Source organism: Streptomyces sp. NPDC043870 (assembly GCF_056435785.1).
In genome coordinates this window covers 1-20,995 of the sequence record NZ_JBWKDT010000012.1, presented here as the reverse complement: position 1 = coordinate 20,995, position 20,995 = coordinate 1, and the positions used below count along the sequence as shown (strand labels likewise).

23 protein-coding genes and 1 rRNA gene are annotated in these 20,995 nt (G+C 68.9%); 15 read left to right on the top strand and 9 right to left on the bottom strand.

Annotation, left to right across the window (positions count from 1 at the left end):
* Positions 1-3 precede the first annotated feature (3 nt).
* A complete protein-coding gene (locus AC0699_RS17230) occupies positions 4-435 on the top strand; it encodes an NUDIX hydrolase (RefSeq protein WP_478660725.1) in 432 nt (143 codons plus the stop codon).
* On the opposite strand, the gene AC0699_RS17225 is transcribed toward AC0699_RS17230, so the two are convergent.
* Entirely contained in the window at positions 398-544 is a 147-nt protein-coding gene (locus AC0699_RS17225; protein WP_478660723.1) for a hypothetical protein, read from the bottom strand. The genes AC0699_RS17230 and AC0699_RS17225 overlap by 38 nt on opposite strands.
* Positions 545-952: 408 nt before the next feature.
* On the opposite strand from AC0699_RS17225, the gene pstS reads away from it, so the two are divergent.
* From pstS to pstB, 4 genes are all read left to right on the top strand, one after another.
* Positions 953-2,089 carry a phosphate ABC transporter substrate-binding protein PstS gene (gene pstS / locus AC0699_RS17220; RefSeq protein ID WP_478660722.1) on the top strand — a complete coding sequence of 379 codons (1,137 nt, stop codon included), beginning with the start codon at positions 953-955 and terminating at the stop codon, positions 2,087-2,089.
* Between the two features lie 128 nt (positions 2,090-2,217).
* Complete coding sequence (gene pstC / locus AC0699_RS17215; protein WP_478660721.1) at positions 2,218-3,210, top strand: phosphate ABC transporter permease subunit PstC; 993 nt, start codon at positions 2,218-2,220, stop codon at positions 3,208-3,210.
* Positions 3,210-4,289: a phosphate ABC transporter permease PstA gene (gene pstA / locus AC0699_RS17210; protein ID WP_478660719.1), complete on the top strand. Its 1,080-nt coding sequence runs from the start codon at positions 3,210-3,212 to the stop codon at positions 4,287-4,289. The genes pstC and pstA overlap by 1 nt, the downstream gene beginning before the upstream one ends.
* A gap of 25 nt (positions 4,290-4,314) precedes the next feature.
* Positions 4,315-5,091 (top strand): phosphate ABC transporter ATP-binding protein PstB, encoded by a 777-nt coding sequence (gene pstB, locus AC0699_RS17205; protein ID WP_469766838.1) that lies wholly within the window; start codon positions 4,315-4,317, stop codon positions 5,089-5,091.
* Between the two features lie 154 nt (positions 5,092-5,245).
* Here pstB and AC0699_RS17200 read toward each other — a convergent pair whose 3' ends face one another.
* Together AC0699_RS17200 and AC0699_RS17195 are read right to left on the bottom strand one after the other, a co-directional pair.
* Positions 5,246-6,244, bottom strand: a complete 999-nt coding sequence (locus AC0699_RS17200; RefSeq protein WP_478660718.1) for an inorganic phosphate transporter — start codon at positions 6,242-6,244, stop codon at positions 5,246-5,248.
* Positions 6,245-6,250: 6 nt separating this feature from the next.
* Positions 6,251-6,871: a DUF47 domain-containing protein gene (locus AC0699_RS17195; RefSeq protein ID WP_027731940.1), complete on the bottom strand. Its 621-nt coding sequence runs from the start codon at positions 6,869-6,871 to the stop codon at positions 6,251-6,253.
* A gap of 193 nt (positions 6,872-7,064) precedes the next feature.
* Here AC0699_RS17195 and AC0699_RS17190 point away from each other — a divergent pair, with 193 nt between their 5' ends.
* Positions 7,065-7,409, top strand: coding sequence for a metal-sensitive transcriptional regulator (locus tag AC0699_RS17190; RefSeq protein WP_469766837.1), 345 nt, complete (start codon positions 7,065-7,067; stop codon positions 7,407-7,409).
* A 24-nt stretch (positions 7,410-7,433) separates the two neighbouring features.
* On the opposite strand, the gene AC0699_RS17185 is transcribed toward AC0699_RS17190, so the two are convergent.
* Together AC0699_RS17185 and AC0699_RS17180 are read right to left on the bottom strand one after the other, a co-directional pair.
* Entirely contained in the window at positions 7,434-7,604 is a 171-nt protein-coding gene (locus tag AC0699_RS17185) for a hypothetical protein (RefSeq protein ID WP_478660717.1), read from the bottom strand.
* 172 nt (positions 7,605-7,776) lie between these two features.
* Positions 7,777-8,604 carry an SCO4651 family lipoprotein gene (locus AC0699_RS17180; RefSeq protein WP_478660716.1) on the bottom strand — a complete coding sequence of 276 codons (828 nt, stop codon included), beginning with the start codon at positions 8,602-8,604 and terminating at the stop codon, positions 7,777-7,779.
* Between the two features lie 61 nt (positions 8,605-8,665).
* Here AC0699_RS17180 and AC0699_RS17175 point away from each other — a divergent pair, with 61 nt between their 5' ends.
* Positions 8,666-8,839 carry a hypothetical protein gene (locus tag AC0699_RS17175; protein WP_478660714.1) on the top strand — a complete coding sequence of 58 codons (174 nt, stop codon included), beginning with the start codon at positions 8,666-8,668 and terminating at the stop codon, positions 8,837-8,839.
* A gap of 54 nt (positions 8,840-8,893) precedes the next feature.
* Here the strand turns inward: AC0699_RS17175 and AC0699_RS17170 are convergent, their stop codons facing one another.
* Both AC0699_RS17170 and AC0699_RS17165 read right to left on the bottom strand, forming a co-directional pair.
* Positions 8,894-9,610, bottom strand: a complete 717-nt coding sequence (locus AC0699_RS17170) for a phosphatase PAP2 family protein (RefSeq protein ID WP_478660712.1) — start codon at positions 9,608-9,610, stop codon at positions 8,894-8,896.
* A gap of 278 nt (positions 9,611-9,888) precedes the next feature.
* On the bottom strand, positions 9,889-10,899 hold the full coding sequence (locus tag AC0699_RS17165; RefSeq protein ID WP_469767300.1) for a C40 family peptidase: 1,011 nt from the start codon (positions 10,897-10,899) through the stop codon (positions 9,889-9,891).
* A gap of 345 nt (positions 10,900-11,244) precedes the next feature.
* Here AC0699_RS17165 and AC0699_RS17160 point away from each other — a divergent pair, with 345 nt between their 5' ends.
* From AC0699_RS17160 to AC0699_RS17125, 8 genes are all read left to right on the top strand, one after another.
* The gene (locus AC0699_RS17160) at positions 11,245-12,084 is read left to right on the top strand and encodes a thioesterase family protein (RefSeq protein ID WP_478660709.1); all 840 of its coding nucleotides are present in this window, start codon (positions 11,245-11,247) and stop codon (positions 12,082-12,084) included.
* A 270-nt stretch (positions 12,085-12,354) separates the two neighbouring features.
* Positions 12,355-12,495: a hypothetical protein gene (locus AC0699_RS17155; protein ID WP_469766831.1), complete on the top strand. Its 141-nt coding sequence runs from the start codon at positions 12,355-12,357 to the stop codon at positions 12,493-12,495.
* Positions 12,496-12,930: 435 nt separating this feature from the next.
* Complete coding sequence (locus tag AC0699_RS17150; protein ID WP_017945892.1) at positions 12,931-13,239, top strand: hypothetical protein; 309 nt, start codon at positions 12,931-12,933, stop codon at positions 13,237-13,239.
* 192 nt (positions 13,240-13,431) lie between these two features.
* Positions 13,432-14,265, top strand: coding sequence for a DUF8175 domain-containg protein (locus AC0699_RS17145; protein ID WP_478660707.1), 834 nt, complete (start codon positions 13,432-13,434; stop codon positions 14,263-14,265).
* On the top strand, positions 14,255-15,604 hold the full coding sequence (locus AC0699_RS17140; RefSeq protein ID WP_478660704.1) for a hypothetical protein: 1,350 nt from the start codon (positions 14,255-14,257) through the stop codon (positions 15,602-15,604). The genes AC0699_RS17145 and AC0699_RS17140 overlap by 11 nt, the downstream gene beginning before the upstream one ends.
* On the top strand, positions 15,601-17,154 hold the full coding sequence (locus AC0699_RS17135; RefSeq protein ID WP_478660702.1) for an SCO6880 family protein: 1,554 nt from the start codon (positions 15,601-15,603) through the stop codon (positions 17,152-17,154). Before AC0699_RS17140 ends, AC0699_RS17135 begins: the two co-directional genes overlap by 4 nt.
* A 44-nt stretch (positions 17,155-17,198) precedes the next feature.
* Positions 17,199-18,608, top strand: coding sequence for an ATP-binding protein (locus tag AC0699_RS17130; protein ID WP_469766827.1), 1,410 nt, complete (start codon positions 17,199-17,201; stop codon positions 18,606-18,608).
* Between the two features lies 1 nt (position 18,609).
* The gene (locus AC0699_RS17125) at positions 18,610-20,217 is read left to right on the top strand and encodes a type IV secretory system conjugative DNA transfer family protein (RefSeq protein ID WP_478660700.1); all 1,608 of its coding nucleotides are present in this window, start codon (positions 18,610-18,612) and stop codon (positions 20,215-20,217) included.
* On the opposite strand, the gene AC0699_RS17120 is transcribed toward AC0699_RS17125, so the two are convergent.
* Both AC0699_RS17120 and rrf read right to left on the bottom strand, forming a co-directional pair.
* The gene (locus AC0699_RS17120) at positions 20,207-20,788 is read right to left on the bottom strand and encodes a GNAT family N-acetyltransferase (RefSeq protein ID WP_478660698.1); all 582 of its coding nucleotides are present in this window, start codon (positions 20,786-20,788) and stop codon (positions 20,207-20,209) included. The genes AC0699_RS17125 and AC0699_RS17120 overlap by 11 nt on opposite strands.
* 113 nt (positions 20,789-20,901) lie before the next feature.
* Positions 20,902-20,995: ribosomal RNA gene (gene rrf / locus AC0699_RS17115) — 5S ribosomal RNA — on the bottom strand; the annotation flags it as partial.

Genomic DNA, 20,995 nt, shown 5'->3' with positions numbered 1-20,995 from the left:
GGCATGGAAGGCGAAGTCGTGATTCTCGCGGCAGGGTGCGTGTTGTGGCGCCGCTCGCCTTCTGGTCACGGGATTGAGATCGCCCTGGTTCATCGCCCCAAGTGGGATGACTGGTCCCTCCCGAAGGGCAAGTTGAAACGGCGGGAGGACGCACGTGACGGTGCGGTGCGCGAGGTACTGGAAGAAACCGGAATGACCTGCGTCCTGGGACCGGAACTGCCCACGGTCCGGTACGTGGTCGGCGACCGGCCCAAGGAGGTCCGCTACTGGGCGGCAGAGGCCATCGAAGGCTCGTTCGTGCCGAACCGCGAGGTGGACCGCCTGCTGTGGCTATCTCCTGCGGCCGCACAAAACCACCTGACGCAGGACAGGGACAAAGAGCTGGTCACCGTCCTTCTCAGCACCCTTCACTTCCCTCACGCCACGAGACCTTGAGCAAAGCGGGATCGAACGGGGCCTTGTCGCTGACACCTTCCGGGACCGGCAGAACAGCCACGGAAATGATGACCTGACCGATCACCTCGCGCTTCTGCTGCAGATCCATGGATCCCACTTTTCTCCGTGCCATCCCCTGAGGAGATTCCTTCCGGCCTCGGCCTTCAGATGGTCCTTCTCTTCCTCCTCCAAGTACTCGGCGTTCCTTCCTGTCGCCTTGTTACCGGTGAGCTAACAGCCACAACACCTACGACCATGGAGCCTGACGGCGGCGGAGACTCCCTCCCCCTCCTCGAGGTCACGCGCAGATAAAGGCGGAACCCCATCGACCGACAGGGTTCACCTTCCGTTCACCACCACCCGTCGACCGCTTCACCTGTTCTGCCTAATTTCGGGCTTACACGGTGACCGGCTCACTGCCGCACCGAACACCCCGACGCACGCCGTCGTACAACGTCGAGGACGAGCAGAAGTCCCCGACGGAGTCCAGGCGGCTCCTTGGAAGGAACACCCGAAAGTGAAGCTTCAGCGCAAGAACGGGCTTCGCGCCGCAGCGCTCGGTGCCCTCGCCGTTTCCGGCGCCCTGGTTCTCACGGCGTGCGGCTCGGACGACAACGCCGGTGGCACTGGTGGCAACGGCGGCGGCAAGACCAACGCCGCGTCGAACATCAAGTGCGGCGACGCCAAGGGCCAGCTGCTGGCATCCGGTTCCAGCGCGCAGAAGAACGCCATGGACCTGTGGGTCAAGAACTACATGGCCGCCTGCACCGGCGTGGAGGTCAACTACAAGGCGTCCTCCTCCGGTGAGGGCATCGTGGCCTTCAACCAGGGCACGGTCGGCTTCGCCGGCTCCGACTCGGCGCTCAAGCCCGAAGAGGTCGAGGACTCCAAGAAGATCTGCAAGACCGGCCAGGGCATCAACCTGCCGATGGTCGGCGGCCCGATCGCGATCGGCTACAACCTCCCGGGCGTGGAGAAGCTCGTCCTGGACGCCCCGACGATCGCCAAGATCTTCAACACCGACATCAAGAAGTGGAACGACCCGGCGATCGCCAAGCTGAACCCGGGCGCCAAGCTCCCGGACAAGGCGATCCAGCCCTTCCACCGCTCCGAGGACTCCGGCACCACCCAGAACCTCGGCAAGTACCTGGCCAAGGCCGCTCCGGACGCCTGGAAGTACGAGCCCGAGAAGAAGTGGCCCGCCCCCGGTGGCCAGGCCGCCCAGGGCTCCTCCGGTGTCGCGGCCCAGGTCAAGCAGGTCGAGGGTGCCATCGGCTACTTCGAGCTCTCCTACGCCACGTCGCAGAGCATCCCGGCGGTCACCATCGCCACCGGCGCCTCCGCCCCGGTCGAGGCGACCTCCGAGAACGCGTCCAAGGCCATCGCCGCCGCCAAGATCAAGGGCACCGGCAAGGACCTGGCGCTCGGCCTCGACTACACCACCAAGGCCGAGGGTGCCTACCCGCTCGTCCTGGTGACCTACGAGATCGTCTGCGACAAGGGCAACAAGGCCGACACGCTGAACACGGTCAAGTCCTTCCTGACCTACACCGCCTCCGACGAGGGCCAGAAGGTCCTGTCCGAGGCCGGCTACGCCCCCATCCCGACCGAGATCAACGCCAAGGTCCGCGAGACGGTCAACAGCCTCTCGTAACCCGGCGTCATAAGGCGACGGCCGGTCCGGAGCACCACTCCGGGCCGGCCTCCCGCCACATCCGGTGCACCGCCGCCAAGGGAAGCCGCGAACCCGCGTGCTCTTCCCCCACCCAGACCGGAAAGATCATGGCTTCCACTACACCCATAGAGACACCGCCGGCCAAGCCGGCAGCCTCGCGCCGAGCCACATCCACCGGCCGCGCGGGCGACAAGGTCTTCCTGGGCCTCTCCCGCGGCTCGGGCATTCTGCTGCTCGTGATCATGGCGTCCATCGCCGGATTCCTCAGCTACCGCGCAGCGCTCGCGATCTCCAAGGACGAAGGCAACTTCTTCACGACCTTCGACTGGAACCCGGCGGGCGACCCGCCGGTCTTCGGCATCGCCGTCCTGCTCTTCGGCACGATCGTCAGCTCGATCATCGCGATGGTCATCGCGGTTCCGATCGCTGTCGGCATCGCGCTGTTCATCTCCCACTACGCACCGCGCAAGGTCGCCGGGCCGCTCGCGTACGTCGTCGACCTGCTCGCCGCCGTGCCGTCGATCATCTACGGCATCTGGGGCGCCCTCTTCCTGGTCCCGTACCTGGAGGGGCTGAACCTCTGGCTCGACGAGTACCTCGGCTGGACGTACATCTTCGAGAAGACCGAGGTCGGCGTCGCCCGCTCGCTCTTCACCGTGGGCATCCTGCTGGCGATCATGATCCTGCCGATCGTGACCAGCGTCAGCCGCGAGGTCTTCCTCCAGGTCCCGCGGATGAACGAGGAGGCCGCGCTCGCGCTCGGCGCCACCCGCTGGGAAGTCATCCGGATGTCGGTGCTCCCCTTCGGCCGCTCCGGCGTCATCTCCGCCTCGATGCTCGGCCTCGGCCGCGCGCTCGGCGAGACCATGGCCGTCGCGGCGGTGCTCTCCCCGAGCTTCCTCATCTCGCTGCACATCCTGAACCCGGGCGGCGGCACGTTCGCCCAGAACATCGCCGCGAAGTTCGACGAGGCCAACGAGTTCGGCCGTGACGCCCTGATCGCCTCCGGTCTGGTCCTCTTCATCCTCACGCTGCTGGTCAACGGCGCCGCTCGACTGATCATCGCGCGCCGCAAGGAGTACTCGGGGGCGAACGCCTGATGAGCCACGCAACCATCAAGGACGCCCGCACCTCGGGGCCCGCTCCGCACCGCAGGAACTCCCTGAGCCACCGCCGGCTCCCCCGCTGGGCCCAGCCCGTCTTCGCGGTCGTGTCCATCGCGCTCGGCATCGGCATCGGCGTCGCTGCCGGCTGGGAGAGCCGCGTCCAGTGGGGCCTGACCGCGGCCCTGCTCTTCGTCGTCATCTCGTACGTGACCACGTCGGTCGTCGAGAACCAGCGCCAGGCCAAGGACCGCCTCGCCACCAGCGTCGTCTGGGTGTGCTTCGTCCTCGCCGTCGTCCCGCTGCTCTCGCTGATCTGGGTCACCATCAGCCGCGGTGTGAAGGCCCTCGACGGATACTTCCTCACCCACTCGATGGCCGGCGTCCCCGGCTTCGAGCCCGGCGGCGGCGTCTACCACGCACTGATCGGCACACTGGAGCAGGTCGGTATCGCGACCCTGATCTCCGTGCCGATCGGCCTGCTGACCGCCGTCTACCTCGTCGAGTACGGCAAGGGCGCGCTCGCCAAGGCCGTGACCTTCTTCGTCGACGTCATGACGGGCATCCCGTCCATCGTCGCGGGTCTGTTCATCCTCTCGATCATGCTGATGGCCGGCCTTCAGCCGTCCGGATTCATGGGCTCGCTCGCCCTGACGATCCTGATGATCCCGGTCGTGGTCCGCTCCACCGAGGAAATGCTCAAGCTCGTTCCGAACGAGCTCCGCGAGGCCTCCCTCGCCCTCGGTGTCCCGAAGTACCGGACGATCCTGAAGGTGGTCCTCCCCACCGCGGTCGGCGGAATCTCCACCGGCGTGATGCTCGCTGTCGCGCGTATCGCCGGTGAGACCGCCCCGATCTTCCTGCTTGTCTTCGGCAGCCAGCTGATCAACACCAACCCGTTCGAAGGCGCCCAGTCCTCGCTCCCCTTCTACATCTGGGAGCAGTACCGGGTCGGCAGCGAGGCGTCGTACGACCGCGCCTGGGCAGCCGCCCTCGTACTGATCGCCTTCGTCATGATCCTCAACCTGGTGGCCCGCGGCATCGCCCGCTGGAAGGCCCCGAAGACCGGCCGCTGACCGCGGCGATTTGGAAGTGATTTCAATGGCCAAGCGAATCGACGTCAGCGGCCTGTCCGCCTTCTACGGCTCCCACAAGGCCATCGAGGACATCTCGATGACCGTGGAGCCCCGCTCGGTGACGGCCTTCATCGGCCCCTCCGGCTGCGGAAAGTCCACGTTCCTGCGCACCCTGAACCGGATGCACGAGGTCACCCCCGGTGGCCGCGTCGAGGGCAAGGTGCTCCTGGACGACGAGAACCTGTACGGCTCGAACGTCGACCCGGTGGCGGTGCGCCGCACGGTGGGCATGGTGTTCCAGCGCCCGAACCCGTTCCCGACCATGTCGATCTTCGACAACGTCGCGGCGGGCCTGCGGCTGAACGGCTCGTACAAGAAGCGCCAGCTCGAGGAAGTCGTCGAGAAGTCCCTCAAGGGCGCGAACCTCTGGAACGAGGTCAAGGACCGTCTGAACAAGCCCGGCTCGGGCCTGTCCGGCGGCCAGCAGCAGCGTCTGTGCATCGCCCGCGCGATCGCGGTCGAGCCGGACGTCCTGCTGATGGACGAGCCCTGCTCCGCCCTCGACCCGATCTCGACCCTCGCGATCGAGGACCTGATCGGCGAGCTGAAGGAGCGCTTCACGATCGTCATCGTGACGCACAACATGCAGCAGGCGGCGCGCGTCTCCGACCGCACGGCGTTCTTCAACCTCTCGGCGGTCGGCCAGCCCGGCCGGCTCATCGAGATCGACGAGACCGAGCGGATCTTCTCCAACCCGTCCGTCCAGGCGACCGAGGACTACATCTCGGGCCGCTTCGGATAGGACACCCCGACTGCCTGCGGTGCTGCATGGCGGTGCCACCGCAAGGCAAAGGGCCGGCCCCCTCTCGACAGAGAGGGGGCCGGCCCATTTCTCGTGGGGGGCTGCGTCTCACCGGGGGACGACCCCCGGACCCCCAGCCAGACCCCGACCAGCCTCAGCCGAACGCCAGATTCACGATCCAGAAGCTGAACGCCGCCACCAGGGCCGCGGCCGGCATCGTGATGAACCAGCCCATGACGATGTTCTTGGCGACACCCCACCGCACGGCGTTCACCCGCTTCGTCGCCCCGACACCCATGATCGCCGACGTGATCACATGCGTCGTCGAGATCGGCGCGTGGAACAGGAACGCCGAGCCGAACATGATGGACGCCCCCGTCGTCTCCGCCGCGAAACCCTGCGGCGGGTCCAGCTCGATGATCTTCCGGCCCAGCGTCCGCATGATGCGCCAGCCACCCGCGTACGTTCCGAGCGACAGCATCACCGCGCAGACGATCTTCACCCACACCGGGATCGGGTCGCCGTAGTCCTCGACATCGGCGATGACCAGGGCCATCACCACGATGCCCATGGTCTTCTGCGCGTCCTGAAGACCATGGCCGAGCGCCATTCCCGCCGCCGACACGGTCTGCGCTATACGGAAGCCGCGCTTCGCCTTGGCCGGATTGGACTTCCGGAACATCCACATGATCGCGCACATCACCAGATAGCCGACACCCAGGCCGACGATCGGCGAGACGAACATGGGGATGACGACCTTGTCGAGCACCCCGCCCCAGATGACCTCGGTCCCGCCCGCCAGCGCCGCGCCCACCATGCCACCGAACAGCGCGTGCGAGGACGACGACGGCAGACCGAAGTACCAGGTGACCAGGTTCCAGATGATCGCGCCGACGAGCGCCGCGAAGAGAATGCCCATGCCGCGATCGCCCTTGGGCGTCTCGATCAGGCCCTCACTCACGGTCTTGGCGACCCCGCTGCCCATGAAGGCACCGGCGAGGTTCATCACCGCGGCCATCGCCAGGGCGGCCCGCGGGGTCAGCGCCCGGGTGGACACCGAGGTGGCGATCGCGTTGGCGGAGTCGTGGAAGCCGTTGGTGTACGTGAAGAAGAGCGCGACCCCGATGGTCACGACCAGCGCAAAGGTGTCCACGAAGCCTCAGGACTCCTTGACCGCGATGGTCTCCACGGTATTGGCCACGTGCTCGAACGCGTCGGCGGCTTCCTCCAGCACGTCCACGATCTGCTTGAGCTTGAGCACCTCGATGGCGTCGTACTTGCCGTTGAAGAGGTGCGCGAGGAGCTTGCGGTGGATCTGGTCCGCCTGGTTCTCCAAACGGTTGACCTCGATCCAGTACTCGGTGAGGTTGTCCATCGTCCGCAGATGCGGCATGGCCTCCGCGGTCAGCTCCGCCGCCCGCGCCAGCACCTCGATCTGCTGCTCGACGCCCTTGGGCAGTTCCTCGATGTTGTAGAGGACGACCAGGTCGACGGCCTCCTCCATGAAGTCCATGATGTCGTCGAGGGACGACGCGAGGGAGTAGATGTCCTCGCGGTCGAAGGGCGTGATGAACGAGGAGTTCAACTGGTGGAAGATCGCGTGGGTAGCGTCGTCCCCGGCGTGCTCCGCTGCCCGCATCCGTTCGGCGATCTCGGCCCGGGCAGGACCGTCCGCCCCGAGCAGTTCCATCAGGAGTTTCGAGCCCGTGACGATGTTGTCCGCGGACGCGGCAAACATGTCGTAGAAGCTCGTCTCCCTGGGGGTCAGACGAAATCGCACGTGGGGTCCTCGGGGTACTGGGTTTCGGTCAGGCTGATGCTAGGCGCATCATCCGGCCACGGCTAACCGGCGTCCATTCAGTGTCGCCCATCGAACACAGCGATCAGCACGGGGCCCTGCCCGAACCGTCAGGGATCGGTACCATATACCCACGAGGGGTATATCGGGTACAGGCGTACAACGGGAGGACGCGATGACGACCACGGACACGGCCGGCCTTCCGGTCACGGACGACAGCCCCGGCCACGACCAGGGGGTGCACGGCTACCACAAGCAGAAGGACGAGCACCTCAAGCGGCTGCGCCGGATCGAGGGCCAGATCCGCGGTCTGCAGCGCATGGTCGACGAGGACACGTACTGCATCGACATACTCACGCAGGTCTCCGCGTCCACCAAGGCACTGCAGTCCTTCGCACTGCAGCTGCTGGAGGAGCATTTGCGCCACTGCGTCGCCGACGCCGCGGTCAAGGGTGGTGACGAGATCGACGCCAAGGTCGAGGAGGCCACGAAGGCGATCGCGCGCATGCTGCGCACGTGAGCGGCGATACGACGCCCGTAAGCGTCAAGGGGTGTCGGGCGTGGTCACGGCATTCACGTTGAGCACCTCGTCGATACGGTCCGGGCTGAGCCGCTCTCCGTCCGCGGCCGACGCCGCGATCATCAACTCACCGCACAGCTCGATCTCGGCGAGGGCCACGTGGTCCTGGACTGTCGCTGTACTGGGCGGAGCCACGTGCTTTCACCTCTTCCGGCCGGTGTCGGCTTCCTAGCGTAGGGAGCGGGACACACACCGCGCATGGCACGTCCGGACCATTTACCGACAGTGCGTTGCCTATACGTAGGCCCTGAGCCCACGGCCCTTGCGCAGGCCCTGAGCCATGGCCCTGGGCCAGCGGTCCCGAGCCCTACACGCGGACCTTGCCCGCGAAGATGTCGCCGCGGTCCGGGAGCCGTACGACGACGGGGGCGCCGAACTCGTACAGCAGTGTCGTGGAAGAGACCGCGACCGTACGGCCCCGGTTCTCGAAGCTGAACTGATGGCGTACCTTGCGCAGCCGGCCCGCGTCGTCGAGATACGCGTCGAACGGAACGGTGTCCTCGGTGAACCCTTTCGCCGCGGCGACGAGCGCTCCGCGGGCCAGCGGTGACGCGTCCCTCGCGGCGTGCGCGATATCGGTGGTGCCGCGGTAGTGGGCGACCCGTACCCCGGCGAGCTCCTCATGGCCGACGAACGTCGCGCTCCGCACCCCGCGGAGCAGCTCGGCCGCGGCGGCGGGATCGGTCGCGCCACCGGTGACCAGATTGCCGTCCTCCAGGGTCGTCGTATCGACCCTGACCCACTTGTCGGGGGGTACGCCGGCGCCGCGGTCCTTCATGTACAGCGCGCCGGGGGCCAGCAGTTCGGTGATCGGCCGGTGCCCGCTGGTGCCCGCGGGGTCCTTCGGCAGGACGACGCGCAGCCGGCCCATGGCCCGGCGGAAGTCGTATCCGCCCTCACCGCGGATGGTGACGCGGGTGCCGCCCGCGGCCATCTCCATCGCGGTGCGCGCCTTCGACGTACCGGCTCCGGCCAGCACATCCGCGGCCTTCCGTACGGCGGCGACGGGGTTCGCGGCGGGCCTCGCGTCGGCCACTGCGTCCCCGCCCCCGGAACACCCCGCGGTCGCGGCCACACCCGCCACGGCGGCGACGGCACACGCGCCGCGCCTGAGCCTGTGCTGTTGCACCACCATCGCCTGCGAACCCCCAACACGTCTCGCCGCTGCATCGCATAACGACCGGTACCGTTGAAGGGTGCGCTTCTCCGCTCACCACACGACGACCATCGAACGCGGCTCCTTCACCCTGGCGCACTGCACCTGCGGTTGGGCGGGCCCCGCACGCCGTTCCCGGGACCGCGCTCGCGCGGACGCGGAATCCCATGAGTGCCACGAGGGCCGCGAGTCGACGACGCTCGGCGAGGACTGAGCCGGGTCTGGGGCAGCCTGAGGCTGACGGACGGTCCGGGCCGGGCTCGGGGAGTTATGCGGCGAGGTCGTTCTGCCCGGGCGCCATGCCCGGCCGCGGCTCCGCGATGTCCAGCGTCTCGTGCTGCCGCTCCCGTGCCATGCTCCGCCGCGACCGCACGAGCCACCCCGCCCGCCCGGAGCGCGCGACCGCCGACATCAGCGGGGTGAGCAACGCCAGCGCGAGCGGCGCGAGGAGCAGTGCCACGGCCGTACCGAGCGCGAAACCGCCGAGGACGTCGGTCGGGTAGTGCACGCCCATGTAGACCCGGCAGAAACCCTCCGCCAGCGCGAGCCCGATCGCGGCGAGCCCGAAACCGCGGTGGGCGACGAAGAGACCGACCCCGATGGCCATCGCCATCGTCGCGTGGTCGCTGACGAAGGAGAAGTCGGTCTTCCCGGCGACCAGGACCTCCAGCGTCTGGTGATCCACGAACGGCCGCGGCCGCTCCACGAACCCGCGGATCGGGATGTTGACGAGCAGTGCGAGACCGGCGGCCAGCGGCGCCCAGACCAGCGCGGCGACCGCCCCGACCGAGTCCTCCACCGTGCCGCGCCGGCGCACACTCCACCAGCACCAGAGCACGACGAGGACGAGCGCGAGCAGGATTCCGTACTCGCCGACGAACTCCATGACACGGTCGAACCACGTCGGTGCCGACCGGGCCAGCCCGTTGATGTCGTAGAGCAGGCTGACATCGGGATTCGCCCCGTCCAGTGCGAGTCCAGCCATCCGGTGCGGCCCCTTGCCTCGTGTCGCCTGCGTCGTTCTGTGTGCCGCGGCACACACTCCCGTGTGTGCCGCTCCCGAACCCCCGTGGTCGGTGCCGTGTGTACGTACTGCTCGGTGTACGTGCTGCTCCGGTCCAGGGAACGACCCGCTTCGCGCGTCCGTTCCTCTCTCCACGGAACGATCACCATGACGTTATCGAAGAGTGACACATCGTCGCAGCTCAGGGCCGTGGCTTAACGGAGAGTTCCGGCCAAGGCCGACACTTCGTCAGCCCCGCGTCAGGCTGAGGGCGGGGGCGTCGGCAGTGCCGCGGCGCCGTCCTTGGTGACCCTCGTCGCCCCGAAGTAGTCGGGAGTGTCGATCTTGTCGAAGCGGATGACGGCCCCGGTGTACGGCGCGTTGATCATGTATCCGCCACCGACGTACAGCCCCACGTGCCGGATCGCCCGCGAATTGGTCAGGTCGTCCGAGAAGAAGACCAGATCGCCCGGCAGCAGTTCGTCACGCGAGGGATGCGGCCCGGCGTTGTACTGGTCGTTCGCCACCCGCGGCAGCTCGATCCCGACGGTCCGGTACGCGGCCTGCGTCAGCCCCGAACAGTCGAACCGCCCGCCCTGCTCCGGCGTCCCGTTCCCGCCCCACAGATACTCCGTACCGAGCCTCTGCTGCGCGAAGTAGATCGCCCCGGCCGCCTGCCGCGACGGCGCCACCCGCCCGACCGGCCGGGCGAAGCTCTTCTCCAGCGTCCGGATCACCTTCACGTAGTTCCGCGTCTCCTTGTACGGCGGCACACCGCCGTACTTGATGACCGCGTACGCCCCCGCGTTGTACGCCGCGAGCATGTTGTCCGTCGCGTCGCCGGGCGCCTTCTTCACATACCCGGCCAGCTCGCAGTCGTACGAAGCGGCCGACGGGATCGCATCGGCCGGGTCCCACACATCACGGTCCCCGTCACCGTCCCCGTCGACGCCGTGCGTGGCCCACGTCCCCGGGATGAACTGCGCGATCCCCTGCGCCGCGGCCGGGCTCTGCGCCCGCGGATTCCAGCCGCTCTCCTGATACAGCTGCGCGGCGAGCAGCGCGGGGTTGATGGCCGGGCAGAGATTGCCCCACTTCTGCACCAGCGGCTGGTACAACGCCGGGACGGCCCCCTTGGCCAGCGCGACAGCCCCCTTGCCGGCCCCGCCGCCGAGCCCCGCGGCGGCGGAGTACGTCCCGACGACGAGCAGACCGACGAAGCTCAGACACAGCCCGATCGAGGCACCCGCGACCAGCCACGCCTTACGCACCGTCAACCACCCTCCGCCGTACGGCAGTCCACCGTCCGTAAGTGTAGGTGGGAGGGCCGGGGATCAGGGGGCGGTCGAAGGGGGCGGTCCGGGATCGTTCGCAGAAGCCTGGGCTCCTTGGGCCGTCAACTCGCCGTGCCCGGGGGCCCGTAAACGGCGAGGGACGGCGAGGGGCGGCGAGGCCCTTCCCGGACCGGGAGATGACCTCGACGGCCGGTGCGGCATCCCGGGGACCGGCGAGCCGGCCGTCCGGGCAGCTCGCCGGCCGGTCACAGCAGTCACGGTGCAGAAACTCGGAATTCCCTCGGCACAGCCCCTGGCCCGGCCCGATTACCCATGGGTAGCGTGTGCCGTACACCTAGTGCCGTACACCTATCGGAAGCGGAGAGGCGGCCGTCGTGGCCCGAGGCGTTCTTCGAGCGGATCTCCGAGAACCGCTTCACGTCGACCGAACACACCCGCGGCCCCTGGGACGCGGCCTCCCAGCACGCCGGGCCGCCCGCCGCGCTGCTGGGGCGGGCGCTGGAGGAGCGGCCGGGGGCGCGGGACGACATGCGGATCGCGCGGGTCACGTACGAGATCGTCCGCCCGGTGCCGATACGGCCGCTCGAGGTGACCACGACCGTGCTGCGGACCGGGCGTAGCGTGGAGCTCGTCGAGGCCGCCCTCGCGCCCGAGGGCGAGGCGCCGGTGATGCTCGCCAGGGCACTTCGTATCCGTACGCTCGAGGAGCCCGGACCGGCCGTCGCGGCCGGGCCGCAGGTGCCCTCGCCGGGGGAGACCGCCGAGACCCCGTTCTTCGCGGTGCCGTGGGAAGTGGGCTACCACACCTCCATGGACACCCGGTTCACCGAAGGGACCTTCCAGGAGCAGGGGCCCGGCACGTGCTGGATGCGGATGAGGATGCCGCTGGTCGCCGACGAGGAGACACGGCCCCTGGACCGCGTTCTGGTCGCCGCCGACTCCGGCAACGGCATCAGCAACGTCCTCGACTTCAGGCGGCACGTCTTCATCAACGCGGACCTGACGGTCCATCTGCACCGCCACCCGGTCGGCGAATGGGTGTGCGTCGAGGCCCGTACGAGCGTGGACGCGGCCGGTATCGGTCTGGCGGACGCACAGCTCCACGACGAGAAGGGCCCGATCGGCCGCAGTGCGCAGAGCCTCTTCATCGCGCCTCGCTGAACCCTGCCCGGACCGTGGGGCAGGCCGTCCCGCGGGGCGTATCGACGTCAGCTTCATCGCCATCGGGATCGACCACGTTCAGGGGACACCACGCCAACCCGCCGGAGAGTCGTCGACCGGACCTCCGGGCCGACCGACGAGCCAACTGCTGAGGCGACGCCCCCCGTAAGTGGTGTGGACCAGCCGCCGCTACTCTGTGTCACGCAGCCAGGAAGGCTGAGGTCAACCCCACCGATGACCACGGTGGGGCGAGCAGCTCAGGAGCATCAAGTGGAGAACGTGCAGAACGTGGGGAACAGGGCGGCATCACGCCGCGGCGGCGATGCCGGGGGAACGGTCGCCGCGGTGACGGTCATTGCGCTCATCGCTGTGGCCGTGGCCCTGCTCGGCTACATGGTCACCAACCGCTGACCATGTGACCAACCCTCATGCAGGGCGGCGCCGGACTCCGGCGCCGCCCTGCGCGCATGTGAGTTCGCGTCACGGCTCCCGTTGCCGGGCCCGCGCCGCTCCGGCTCCGTACCCGATCCCGTGCCGTCGCCCGATCCCGTCCCGGCGCACGCCTCCCGCTGTTCTTCCGGCTCCTGTTTCAGCCCCTGGGTGCCACAACGACAGTCATTGCCCGGAGTCACGCTCCGTGATACACAGAGTGACGATACGCATCCTCACGCAAGAACCCGGCCACGCCGCCCCAGGTCAGCGCGGCTGGATCGGTCATACGTGCGGGGATCGGGTAAAGAGAGCCGCCAAGTCGGCGCACTCGGACGGTTTCATCAGCGAAGATAGAGCGATGGCCTGTGCCGTGGGGCAGGGGCAGACAACTACCCAACAGGGGCGGTGAGTTATATGTACCTGGCGGCCGAAAAGGGCGACATCACCACCATCATCGGCGGAATCGCCCCGAACTGGGGGCCTTTCGGGAGCCTCGGGAACGAAGCCCGCGTGATGATCGAGGTCGTGATGGCCGTTGCCATCCTGCTCTGCCTGGGCATCGCGATCTGGGGAGCGGCGAAACAGCGCATCGGCGCGACGGCCCTCCGGGACACCTTCAGCGCGGAACAGGGCAAGGGTCTGATCGTCGCCGGGCTGACCGGCGTCTTCATCATCGGGTCGCTGGGGACCCTCTTCACCATCGTGTACGGGATGGCTGTCTGACCGGCCGTCACCCCACTGCGCCCGTTTCCACCCGTCTCTCCACCCGCCTCCGACACCATCCGTCCGTCGCGCCCTAGGCAGAGGTTGCGTCTCCCTGATGTCGAGTCATCACACCCCACCCGCGCGGAAACCAGCACGGCTACCGTCGTACTCAGATGCGACATCGCACACGGCTGAGGGGGCGTACACGGCATGAGCCACGACGACGAGACCGACGGCTTCGGCAGCGGCGTCGGCGGTACGGGCCAGACCCGCACCCGCCTCCCCGACGCCGGTGTCGGCGACATCTACGGCGGAGCCCGCCGCCCGGTCCGCAACAACTCACGCTCCCTCGTCACGGTGGTGGGCGTGGTGGTTCTCCTCATCGCGGCCATCGCCTTCGCGAACCGCGGCGACGGAGCGGACTCCCCGAAGACCACCGAACAGGCCAAGCACACGGCCCCGACGGCGGCGACGGGGGTGCGGCCGGTGACGGGGAAGGACGGGGAGATTCCGGTGGGGTATGCGCGGGATGAGCAGGGGGCGCAGAGTGCGGCGGCGAACTTTGCCGTTGCGCTCGTTTCCGCCGACATCCTCAAGCCCGCCCGACGCGGCGAGATCGTGCGCCAACTGTTTGTCGCCGACAAGGTAAGCGAGCTCGAGGCCAGCTTTGACAAGGCCTACAGCAAGAAGTTCCTGGACAAGGTCGGGCTCGACGCCAACGGGAACGCAGCCGAGGGGCTGACCTACGTCTCCCGTACAGCTCCCGTGGGCACCAAGACCACGCAGTTTGCAGACAGCTCCGCGACGGTGGAGGTCTGGTGCACGGGTGTGTTCGGGACTGCGGGCGTCGGATCCACCAACCCGGTGACCAACGACTGGTTCACGATGACGCTGAAACTGCGGTGGGCCGACGGGGACTGGAAGGTCGAGAGCTTCTCCCAGAAGGAAGGCCCCGCCCCGGTGAACGCGGACCGCACAGCCTCCAATGCCGACGAGATCGCCAAGGCTGTCGAGGAGTACGGAGGGTTCACGTATGCCCGGTAGCCCGCGTCGCGCGCTTCCCATCACAGCTGCGCTGGCGGCCGCTCAGGCGGCGGCCGTGTTGCTGGCGACGCGCGCCCACGCAGCTCCTACTCCCAGTCCGACGCCGTCCCCGTCCAATAAGGACAACTGCGACCTCATCGTCGGCCCCGCACGCGACTACTGCGAAAACGGCGACGGCGCCGCCCGCCGCGCCCCCTCCCTCGACGACCCCACCACCACCCTCGACCCCCTCTCCTCCCTCGCCCGCGGTTGCGCCGATGCCGCCGCCTGGGTCGTCGACACCCTCTCCAAGGCCGTGAAGTCCACCGCCGAGGTGGACTTCACGAACACCACCTTCCTCGGCCAGTACGCCGTCGTCTTCGCCGCCGCCACCTTCCTCACCCTCCTCCTCTGGCTCCTCGCCGTCGCCAAGCGCGCCATCCGCGGCGTCCCGCTCGCCACCGCCATCTCCGAGGCGATCGGGTTCCTCTGGCTCACCGTCCTGGCGTCCGCCTTCACACCACTGATCCTCTACACCCTCGTCTCCGCGACCGACGCGATCACCGATGTGATCGCACAGAGCACCGGCGGCCAGACAGACGTCTTCTTCGGCAGCTTCAGAGAGGCGCTCAAGAAGGGCGACGACATCGGCGGCGGGCCGATCATGCTGATCGTCGTGTCGCTCGTGACGGTCCTCGCCGCCGGCATCCTCTACCTGGAGCTGTTCATCCGGGCCGTTCTGCTCTACGTGGGCGCGCTGCTCGGTGTCGTCGTGTACTCGGGGCTCGTCGACAAGAACATGTGGGGGCACGTACGCCGCTGGGCCGGGATCATGATCGCGGTGATCCTGGTCAAGCCGGTCATCGTCATCGTGCTCGGCCTGGCCGGGGCGCTGTCCGCGGACGACGGACCGGACTCGTTCTCCGCGGTCGTCACCGGACTCGCCATCATCCTGCTCGCGATCTTCGCCTCCGCCATGATCTACCGTTTCGTTCCCGGCTTCGGCGACGAGATCGCCTCATCCCGCAACAACCGCATCCAGAACAGCGCAGAGAACAAGGCCGCCGCCGTCATCAGTTCGCCCGCCGCCCTCGTCTCACAGGGCATCAAGACCCACAGCAGCCGCAGCGACCAGCAGGGTGGGTCCGGCGGCGGCCACTCCGCCAATCCCGTCTCCGGCGGTGTCGCCGCACACAGCTCACGCGGAGGCGGGGGCGGCACCACCGGAGGCGGCGGAACCGTCCCCGCCGCCGCACCTCCGCCCCGTAGCAGCAGCCCCAGTACCCCGCACAGCCACCGCAAGAACTCCGGCAGCAGCGCCGGCACAGGCACAGGAAACACAGGAGGTGGAGGGCGTTGACGACGCAGTCCCAACCCATCACGCCCCGCCGTACGTACCTCATCGGCCGCGCCCGGCCGAACGCGATCGTCGGCAAGAACCGCGAGACCGGCGAGATCGCCCTGATCATCGCCGGCGCGTTCCTCGGCATGATGAGCGGACTGCTGGTCCCCGTCCTGTCCCTGCGGATCGTGCTGCTCATGGGCTTCCCACTGCTCGCCCTCGCGGCCGTGTACGTCCCGTACAAGCAGCGCACCTTCTACCGCTGGTTCGAGATCAACCGCAGCTACAAGCGCACCCTCCGCCGCGGCACCGTCTACCGCTCCGCAGCCATGGAGGCCGGCACCCGCGTCGACGGGCGCGAGGTCGAGGTCGGCCCGCCGCCCGGCATCGGCCGGATCAGCTGGCTCGCCGCCCCCTTCGGGCCCGACGAGATCGCCGTACTGCTGCACGCGGACCGACGGACCGTCACCGCCGCCATCGAGATCGAGGGCCCCGGCGTCGGCCTGCGCGACAGCGAGGACCAGGAAGCCCTGGTGGACCGTTTCGGCACGCTGCTCAAGCATGTCGCCAACGGCGACGGCTTTGTGACCCGCATTCAGATGCTGGCACGCACCCTCCCCGCCGACCCCGACGCGCACGCGAAGGACGTCGCCCAGCGCGGGGACACCCAGGCCCCCAGCTGGCTCCAGCAGTCGTACGACCAGCTCCAGTCGATGGTGTCCACCTCCAGTGAGCAGCACCGCGCCTATCTCGTCGCCTGCATGCACTACACCCGCGAACTGGCCGCCGAGGCCCACGCCATGGCACGTGCGGCCGGCCAGGCGAGCGGCACGAAGAAGCTCGACAAGGACGCCGGCCTCGCCGTCGTCATGGCCCGCGAGCTCACCGACATCTGCGCCCGCCTCGCCGAGGCGGACATCCGCGTACGCCAGCCCCTCGGCCAGGGCCGCCTCGCCTCCCTCGTGCACTCCATGTACGACCCGGACCACCCCATCGACCACATCCAGGCGATGACGAAACGAAACGCTTGGCCCGCCGAACTGGACGCGATGGAGCCGACGTACCTCCAGGCCAAGACCCGCGAGTCGTCCACCCGTGCCCCCTGGTGCCACGCCACCGCCTGGGTGAAGGAGTGGCCGATGACCCCCGTCGGGGTCAACTTCCTCGCCCCGCTGCTCGTCCACACCCCGGACGTGATCCGTACGGTCGCGGTCTGCATGGACCTGGAGCCCACCGAGGTCGCCATCGAGCGGATGCTGACCGAGAAGACCAACGACGAGGCGGAGGCGAGCCGCGCCGCCAAGATGAACCGTACGGTCGACCCGCGCGACATCGCCGCCCACGGGCGGCTCGACCAGCGGGGTGAAGATCTCGCAAGTGGCGCGGCAGGCGTCAATCTTGTCGGGTACATCACTGTGTCGTCGCGTACGCCCGAAGCCCTGGCCAGGGACAAACGCACGATCAGAGCCTCGGCGGGCAAGTCGTATCTGAAGCTGGAGTGGTGCGACCGCGAGCACCACCGGGCCTTTGTGAACACGCTGCCGTTCGCGACCGGCATCCGCCGCTAGCGCGCTGATACGCGCTGATACGCGCTGATAGGGGCCTTGATCCGATGCGAGATCCGCTGTCCGTCCTCACCGAGTCCTTCACGTCCTTCCTCTTCGGCAAGGTCGAGACGACCCGCCTGCCCGTGCGCACGTCCACGGGCCAGGCCCAGGCCGTCTATCTGCCGACCGCCGCGCCAGGGCTCGGCGACTCGGGCGTGATCATCGGCCGCGAGGTCTACAGCGGAAAGGGCTATATCTACGACCCCTTCCAGCTGTACGGGCAACAGCTGCCGGCCCCGCACTGGCTGGTCCTCGGCGAGTCCGGCAACGGCAAGTCGGCGCTGGAGAAGACGTACGTGCTGCGGCAGCTGCGCTTCCGCGACCGGCAGGTCGTCGTCCTCGACGCCCAGGGCGAGGACGGGGTCGGCGAGTGGAACCTCATCGCCGAGGAGCTGGGAATAACACCTATCCGCCTCGACCCGATGGCCGCCCTCGACGGCGGTATCCGGCTCAACCCGCTCGACCCTGCCATCACCACCACGGGCCAGCTCGCGCTGCTCCGCACCATCATCGAGGTCGCGATGGGGCACGGGCTCGACGAGCGCTCGGGCTTCGCCCTCAAGGTCGCGCACGCCTACGTCAACGAGACCGTCACCGACCGGCAGCCCGTCCTGACCGACATCGTCGAACAACTCCGCCACCCCGAGGCCGAGTCGGCCGAAGCGATGAACGTCGCCATAGACGACGTAAGGGCCTGGGGTCTGGACGTCGCCCTGGTCCTGGACCGGCTGGTCGACGGTGACCTGCGAGGCATGTTCGACGGTCCGACGACCGTCGGCATCGACCTCGACGCGCCGCTGATCGTCTTCGACCTGTCGCACATCGACCGGAACTCGATCGCCATGCCCATCCTGATGGCCATCGTGGGTGTGTGGCTGGAGCACACCTGGATCCGGCCGGACAGGAAGAAGCGCATCTTCCTCGTCGAGGAGGCCTGGCACATCATCAACAGCCCGTTCGTGGCGCAGCTCTTCCAGCGTCTGCTGAAGTTCGGCCGCCGGCTCGGCCTGTCCTTCGTGGCGGTCGTCCACCACCTGAGCGATGTGGTCGACGGGGCTGCGGCGCGGGAAGCCGCGGCGATCCTCAAGATGGCGTCGACTCGGACCATCTACGCCCAGAAGGCGGACGAGGCACGGGCGACGGGCCGGGTACTGGGCCTGCCCCGGTGGGCCGTCGAGATCATCCCGACGCTGACTCCCGGCATCGCGGTGTGGGACGTCAACGGCAACGTCCAGGTCGTCAAACACCTGGTGACGGAGGCGGAACGGCCCCTGGTCTACACGGACCGGGCGATGACGGAGTCCTCCGCGCTGCCCGACGACGTACGGGCCGCGGAACGGGAGGCGGAGCAGCGCGCGGCCCTCATCGAGCAGCAACAGCTGAACCCCCGGTCCTCCGAGTCGACGGTGGCCTGACATGCCGCACGAGGCACGCGAGAGACGGGGCGCCGAGGAGCGGGGCATCCCGGACGGCCTGCTGGTGGGTGTCCTGGGCTTCCTCCTCGGCCTGACGGTCCTGGTCTGGACGGCCACGGGCCTGGCGGGCCTCTTCGCCCGGGGCTCCTGGCCCGACGGCGTGACGTTCACGAACACCCCGCTGGCGATGCGCAGCCTCGTCTCCGAGCCGCACGACCTCCCCGCCGCCTGGCCCGGCACACCGGCGGCCCAGCTCTCCGGCTACGGCCTCTTCTGGGGCCTCCTCATCGGCCAGTTGATGGTCCTGGTCGTCCTGACGGTCTTCGCCCTCGGCACCCTGGCCCGCTGGCGCGCGGTCCGGGCCTCTCGGGGAGCCCCGGGCGAGGCGCCGGCCAGGGGCCGCCCGGGGTCGAGACACGCCACCGGTCTGCCGTCGACCACGGCAGCGGCGGGCACGGGTCTCGACCCGGGTACGCCGTCGAGTACACCGTCGGCCACCGCGGCGGGCGCGGCATCGGACACGAGCCACAGCACGGGTACGTCCGTGCTCTCCGCGCCTGCCGTCGAAGCGGCGGCACCGCCAGCACCGGCGGCACCGGCAGCCGACGCCGTGCACACCGCCCCCGGGGTGCCCGGCGTCCCCGCATCGCACCACCTCGTGGAGCACACCGTCCCCGCGCCGCGCCGCCCCCGCCTTCTCTACGGAGACCCGTCCGCCCGCCGGCCTTCCACCCTCCAGGCGATCCGGGACGCCGAGGGCCCCGCGCTCGTCGTCACGTCCGATCCCACCGTGTGGGCGGAGACCAAGGACGCCCGGGCCAAGCTCGGCCCGGTTCTCGTCTACGACCCGGGCCACCTCTGCGAGACCCCCGCCCGCCTCCACTGGTCGCCCACCACCGGCTGCGAAGACCCCGCCACCGCCGCGGCCCGCGCCACCGCACTCTTCGCCCCCGTACGCCCGCACTCCCGCCTCGACGCTGCCGTCGCCGACACCGCCGAAACGCTCCTGCGCTGCTGGCTGCACGCCGCCGCTGTGGACGGGCGCCCGTTCAAACAGGTCCACCGCTGGGCCCTCGGGAACGGCGCCCATGAGCCCGTACGAATCCTCCGCACTCACCCCAAGGCCGCATCCGGCCTCGCGGGACTCCTCGAGTCCGCTCTCACCGCCCACGTCGAACGCCGCGAGATCGCCCAGGAACTGACGGCCCGTACGCTCAGTTCTCTCTCCTCGATCCACATCCGCGAGGCCTGCACTCCCAACCGTGCAGATTCGCTCGCCTTGGAATCATTCGTGGACGAGGGGGGCACCCTTTATGTGGTGGGTGAACCGATCGAGGATCCCCGCACCCGCCCCGGTGCGATGCCTCTGCTGACCGCCCTCACCTCAAGCGTGGTCGAGCACGGCCGCCGCATGGCCGCACGGTCATCCGACGGTCGGCTCGACCCACCACTGACGCTCGTCCTCGACGACGTCGCGGCGGTGGCTCCGCTTCCCCGGCTTCCGGAGCTGCTGGCGACCGGTCAGGAACAGGGCCTGCCGCCCCTGGTCCTGCTCCGCTCCCAGGAGCAGGCCCGCGCCCGCTGGCCGGAAGGGACCCTCACTCCGTGACGGGCCTCACCAGCTCGTACTCCAGCTCCCGCGCCGGCTCTTCCCCCGACGCCGCGCCCGACTCCGCGCCCGGCACCGGGATCGTCCTCCCGGTCGGCACGAACCCGAACCGCCGGTAGAACGCGGCAGCTCGCGGGTTCCGCTCGTCGACGTACAACCGCACCCGCTGGATCGGCGCCCCGCTCAGTCCCCACGACCACGCCACACCCGCCCGGAACAGCGCGTCCGCAAGGCCGGCCCCGCGCGCCTCGGGGCGTACGAACACCCCCACCACATGCGTCTGGTCCACCCGCGCGGGCTCCCCGAACCGGATGATTCCGTCCGGCCGCTCCACCAGGACGGTGATCGTCCCCGACCAGGTCCCGTCCGGCGCCTCGGCGACGAACTGGTGCACCTCGTCCCCGGCGGCCCGGGCCGTACGCTCCTGCCAGAAAGAGTCGGGCCGGGCGGCCGCGTCTTCGTACGTCTCCAGGAAGGCGACTGGCGCGGCGGGGTCCTGCAGCGCCGCGAGCCTGATCTCGCGGCACTTCTCCCACTCGTCGGCCCGTACGGGTCGCATCACGTGTTCCATGTCCCGATCCTGGCGACCGCCCCGCCGCATGGCAACGCGATATCGCCCGGGTCCGGCTGAACGCAAAAATGCCTCAACCCCCGGACATGGTCCGGGGGTTGAGGCTAAAAAGTGTTCGGCGGCGTCCTACTCTCCCACAGGGTCCCCCCTGCAGTACCATCGGCGCTGAAAGGCTTAGCTTCCGGGTTCGGAATGTAACCGGGCGTT

Coding starts and splice junctions, on each gene's coding strand:
- AC0699_RS17230 (WP_478660725.1), top strand. CDS start 4: ATGGAAGGCGAAGTCGTGATTCTCGCGGCAGGGTGCGTGTTGTGGCGC.
- AC0699_RS17225 (WP_478660723.1), bottom strand. CDS start 544: ATGGATCTGCAGCAGAAGCGCGAGGTGATCGGTCAGGTCATCATTTCC.
- pstC (WP_478660721.1), top strand. CDS start 2,218: ATGGCTTCCACTACACCCATAGAGACACCGCCGGCCAAGCCGGCAGCC.
- pstA (WP_478660719.1), top strand. CDS start 3,210: ATGAGCCACGCAACCATCAAGGACGCCCGCACCTCGGGGCCCGCTCCG.
- pstB (WP_469766838.1), top strand. CDS start 4,315: ATGGCCAAGCGAATCGACGTCAGCGGCCTGTCCGCCTTCTACGGCTCC.
- AC0699_RS17190 (WP_469766837.1), top strand. CDS start 7,065: ATGACGACCACGGACACGGCCGGCCTTCCGGTCACGGACGACAGCCCC.
- AC0699_RS17180 (WP_478660716.1), bottom strand. CDS start 8,604: ATGGTGGTGCAACAGCACAGGCTCAGGCGCGGCGCGTGTGCCGTCGCC.
- AC0699_RS17170 (WP_478660712.1), bottom strand. CDS start 9,610: ATGGCTGGACTCGCACTGGACGGGGCGAATCCCGATGTCAGCCTGCTC.
- AC0699_RS17150 (WP_017945892.1), top strand. CDS start 12,931: ATGTACCTGGCGGCCGAAAAGGGCGACATCACCACCATCATCGGCGGA.
- AC0699_RS17145 (WP_478660707.1), top strand. CDS start 13,432: ATGAGCCACGACGACGAGACCGACGGCTTCGGCAGCGGCGTCGGCGGT.
- AC0699_RS17140 (WP_478660704.1), top strand. CDS start 14,255: ATGCCCGGTAGCCCGCGTCGCGCGCTTCCCATCACAGCTGCGCTGGCG.
- AC0699_RS17130 (WP_469766827.1), top strand. CDS start 17,199: ATGCGAGATCCGCTGTCCGTCCTCACCGAGTCCTTCACGTCCTTCCTC.
- AC0699_RS17125 (WP_478660700.1), top strand. CDS start 18,610: ATGCCGCACGAGGCACGCGAGAGACGGGGCGCCGAGGAGCGGGGCATC.
- AC0699_RS17120 (WP_478660698.1), bottom strand. CDS start 20,788: ATGGAACACGTGATGCGACCCGTACGGGCCGACGAGTGGGAGAAGTGC.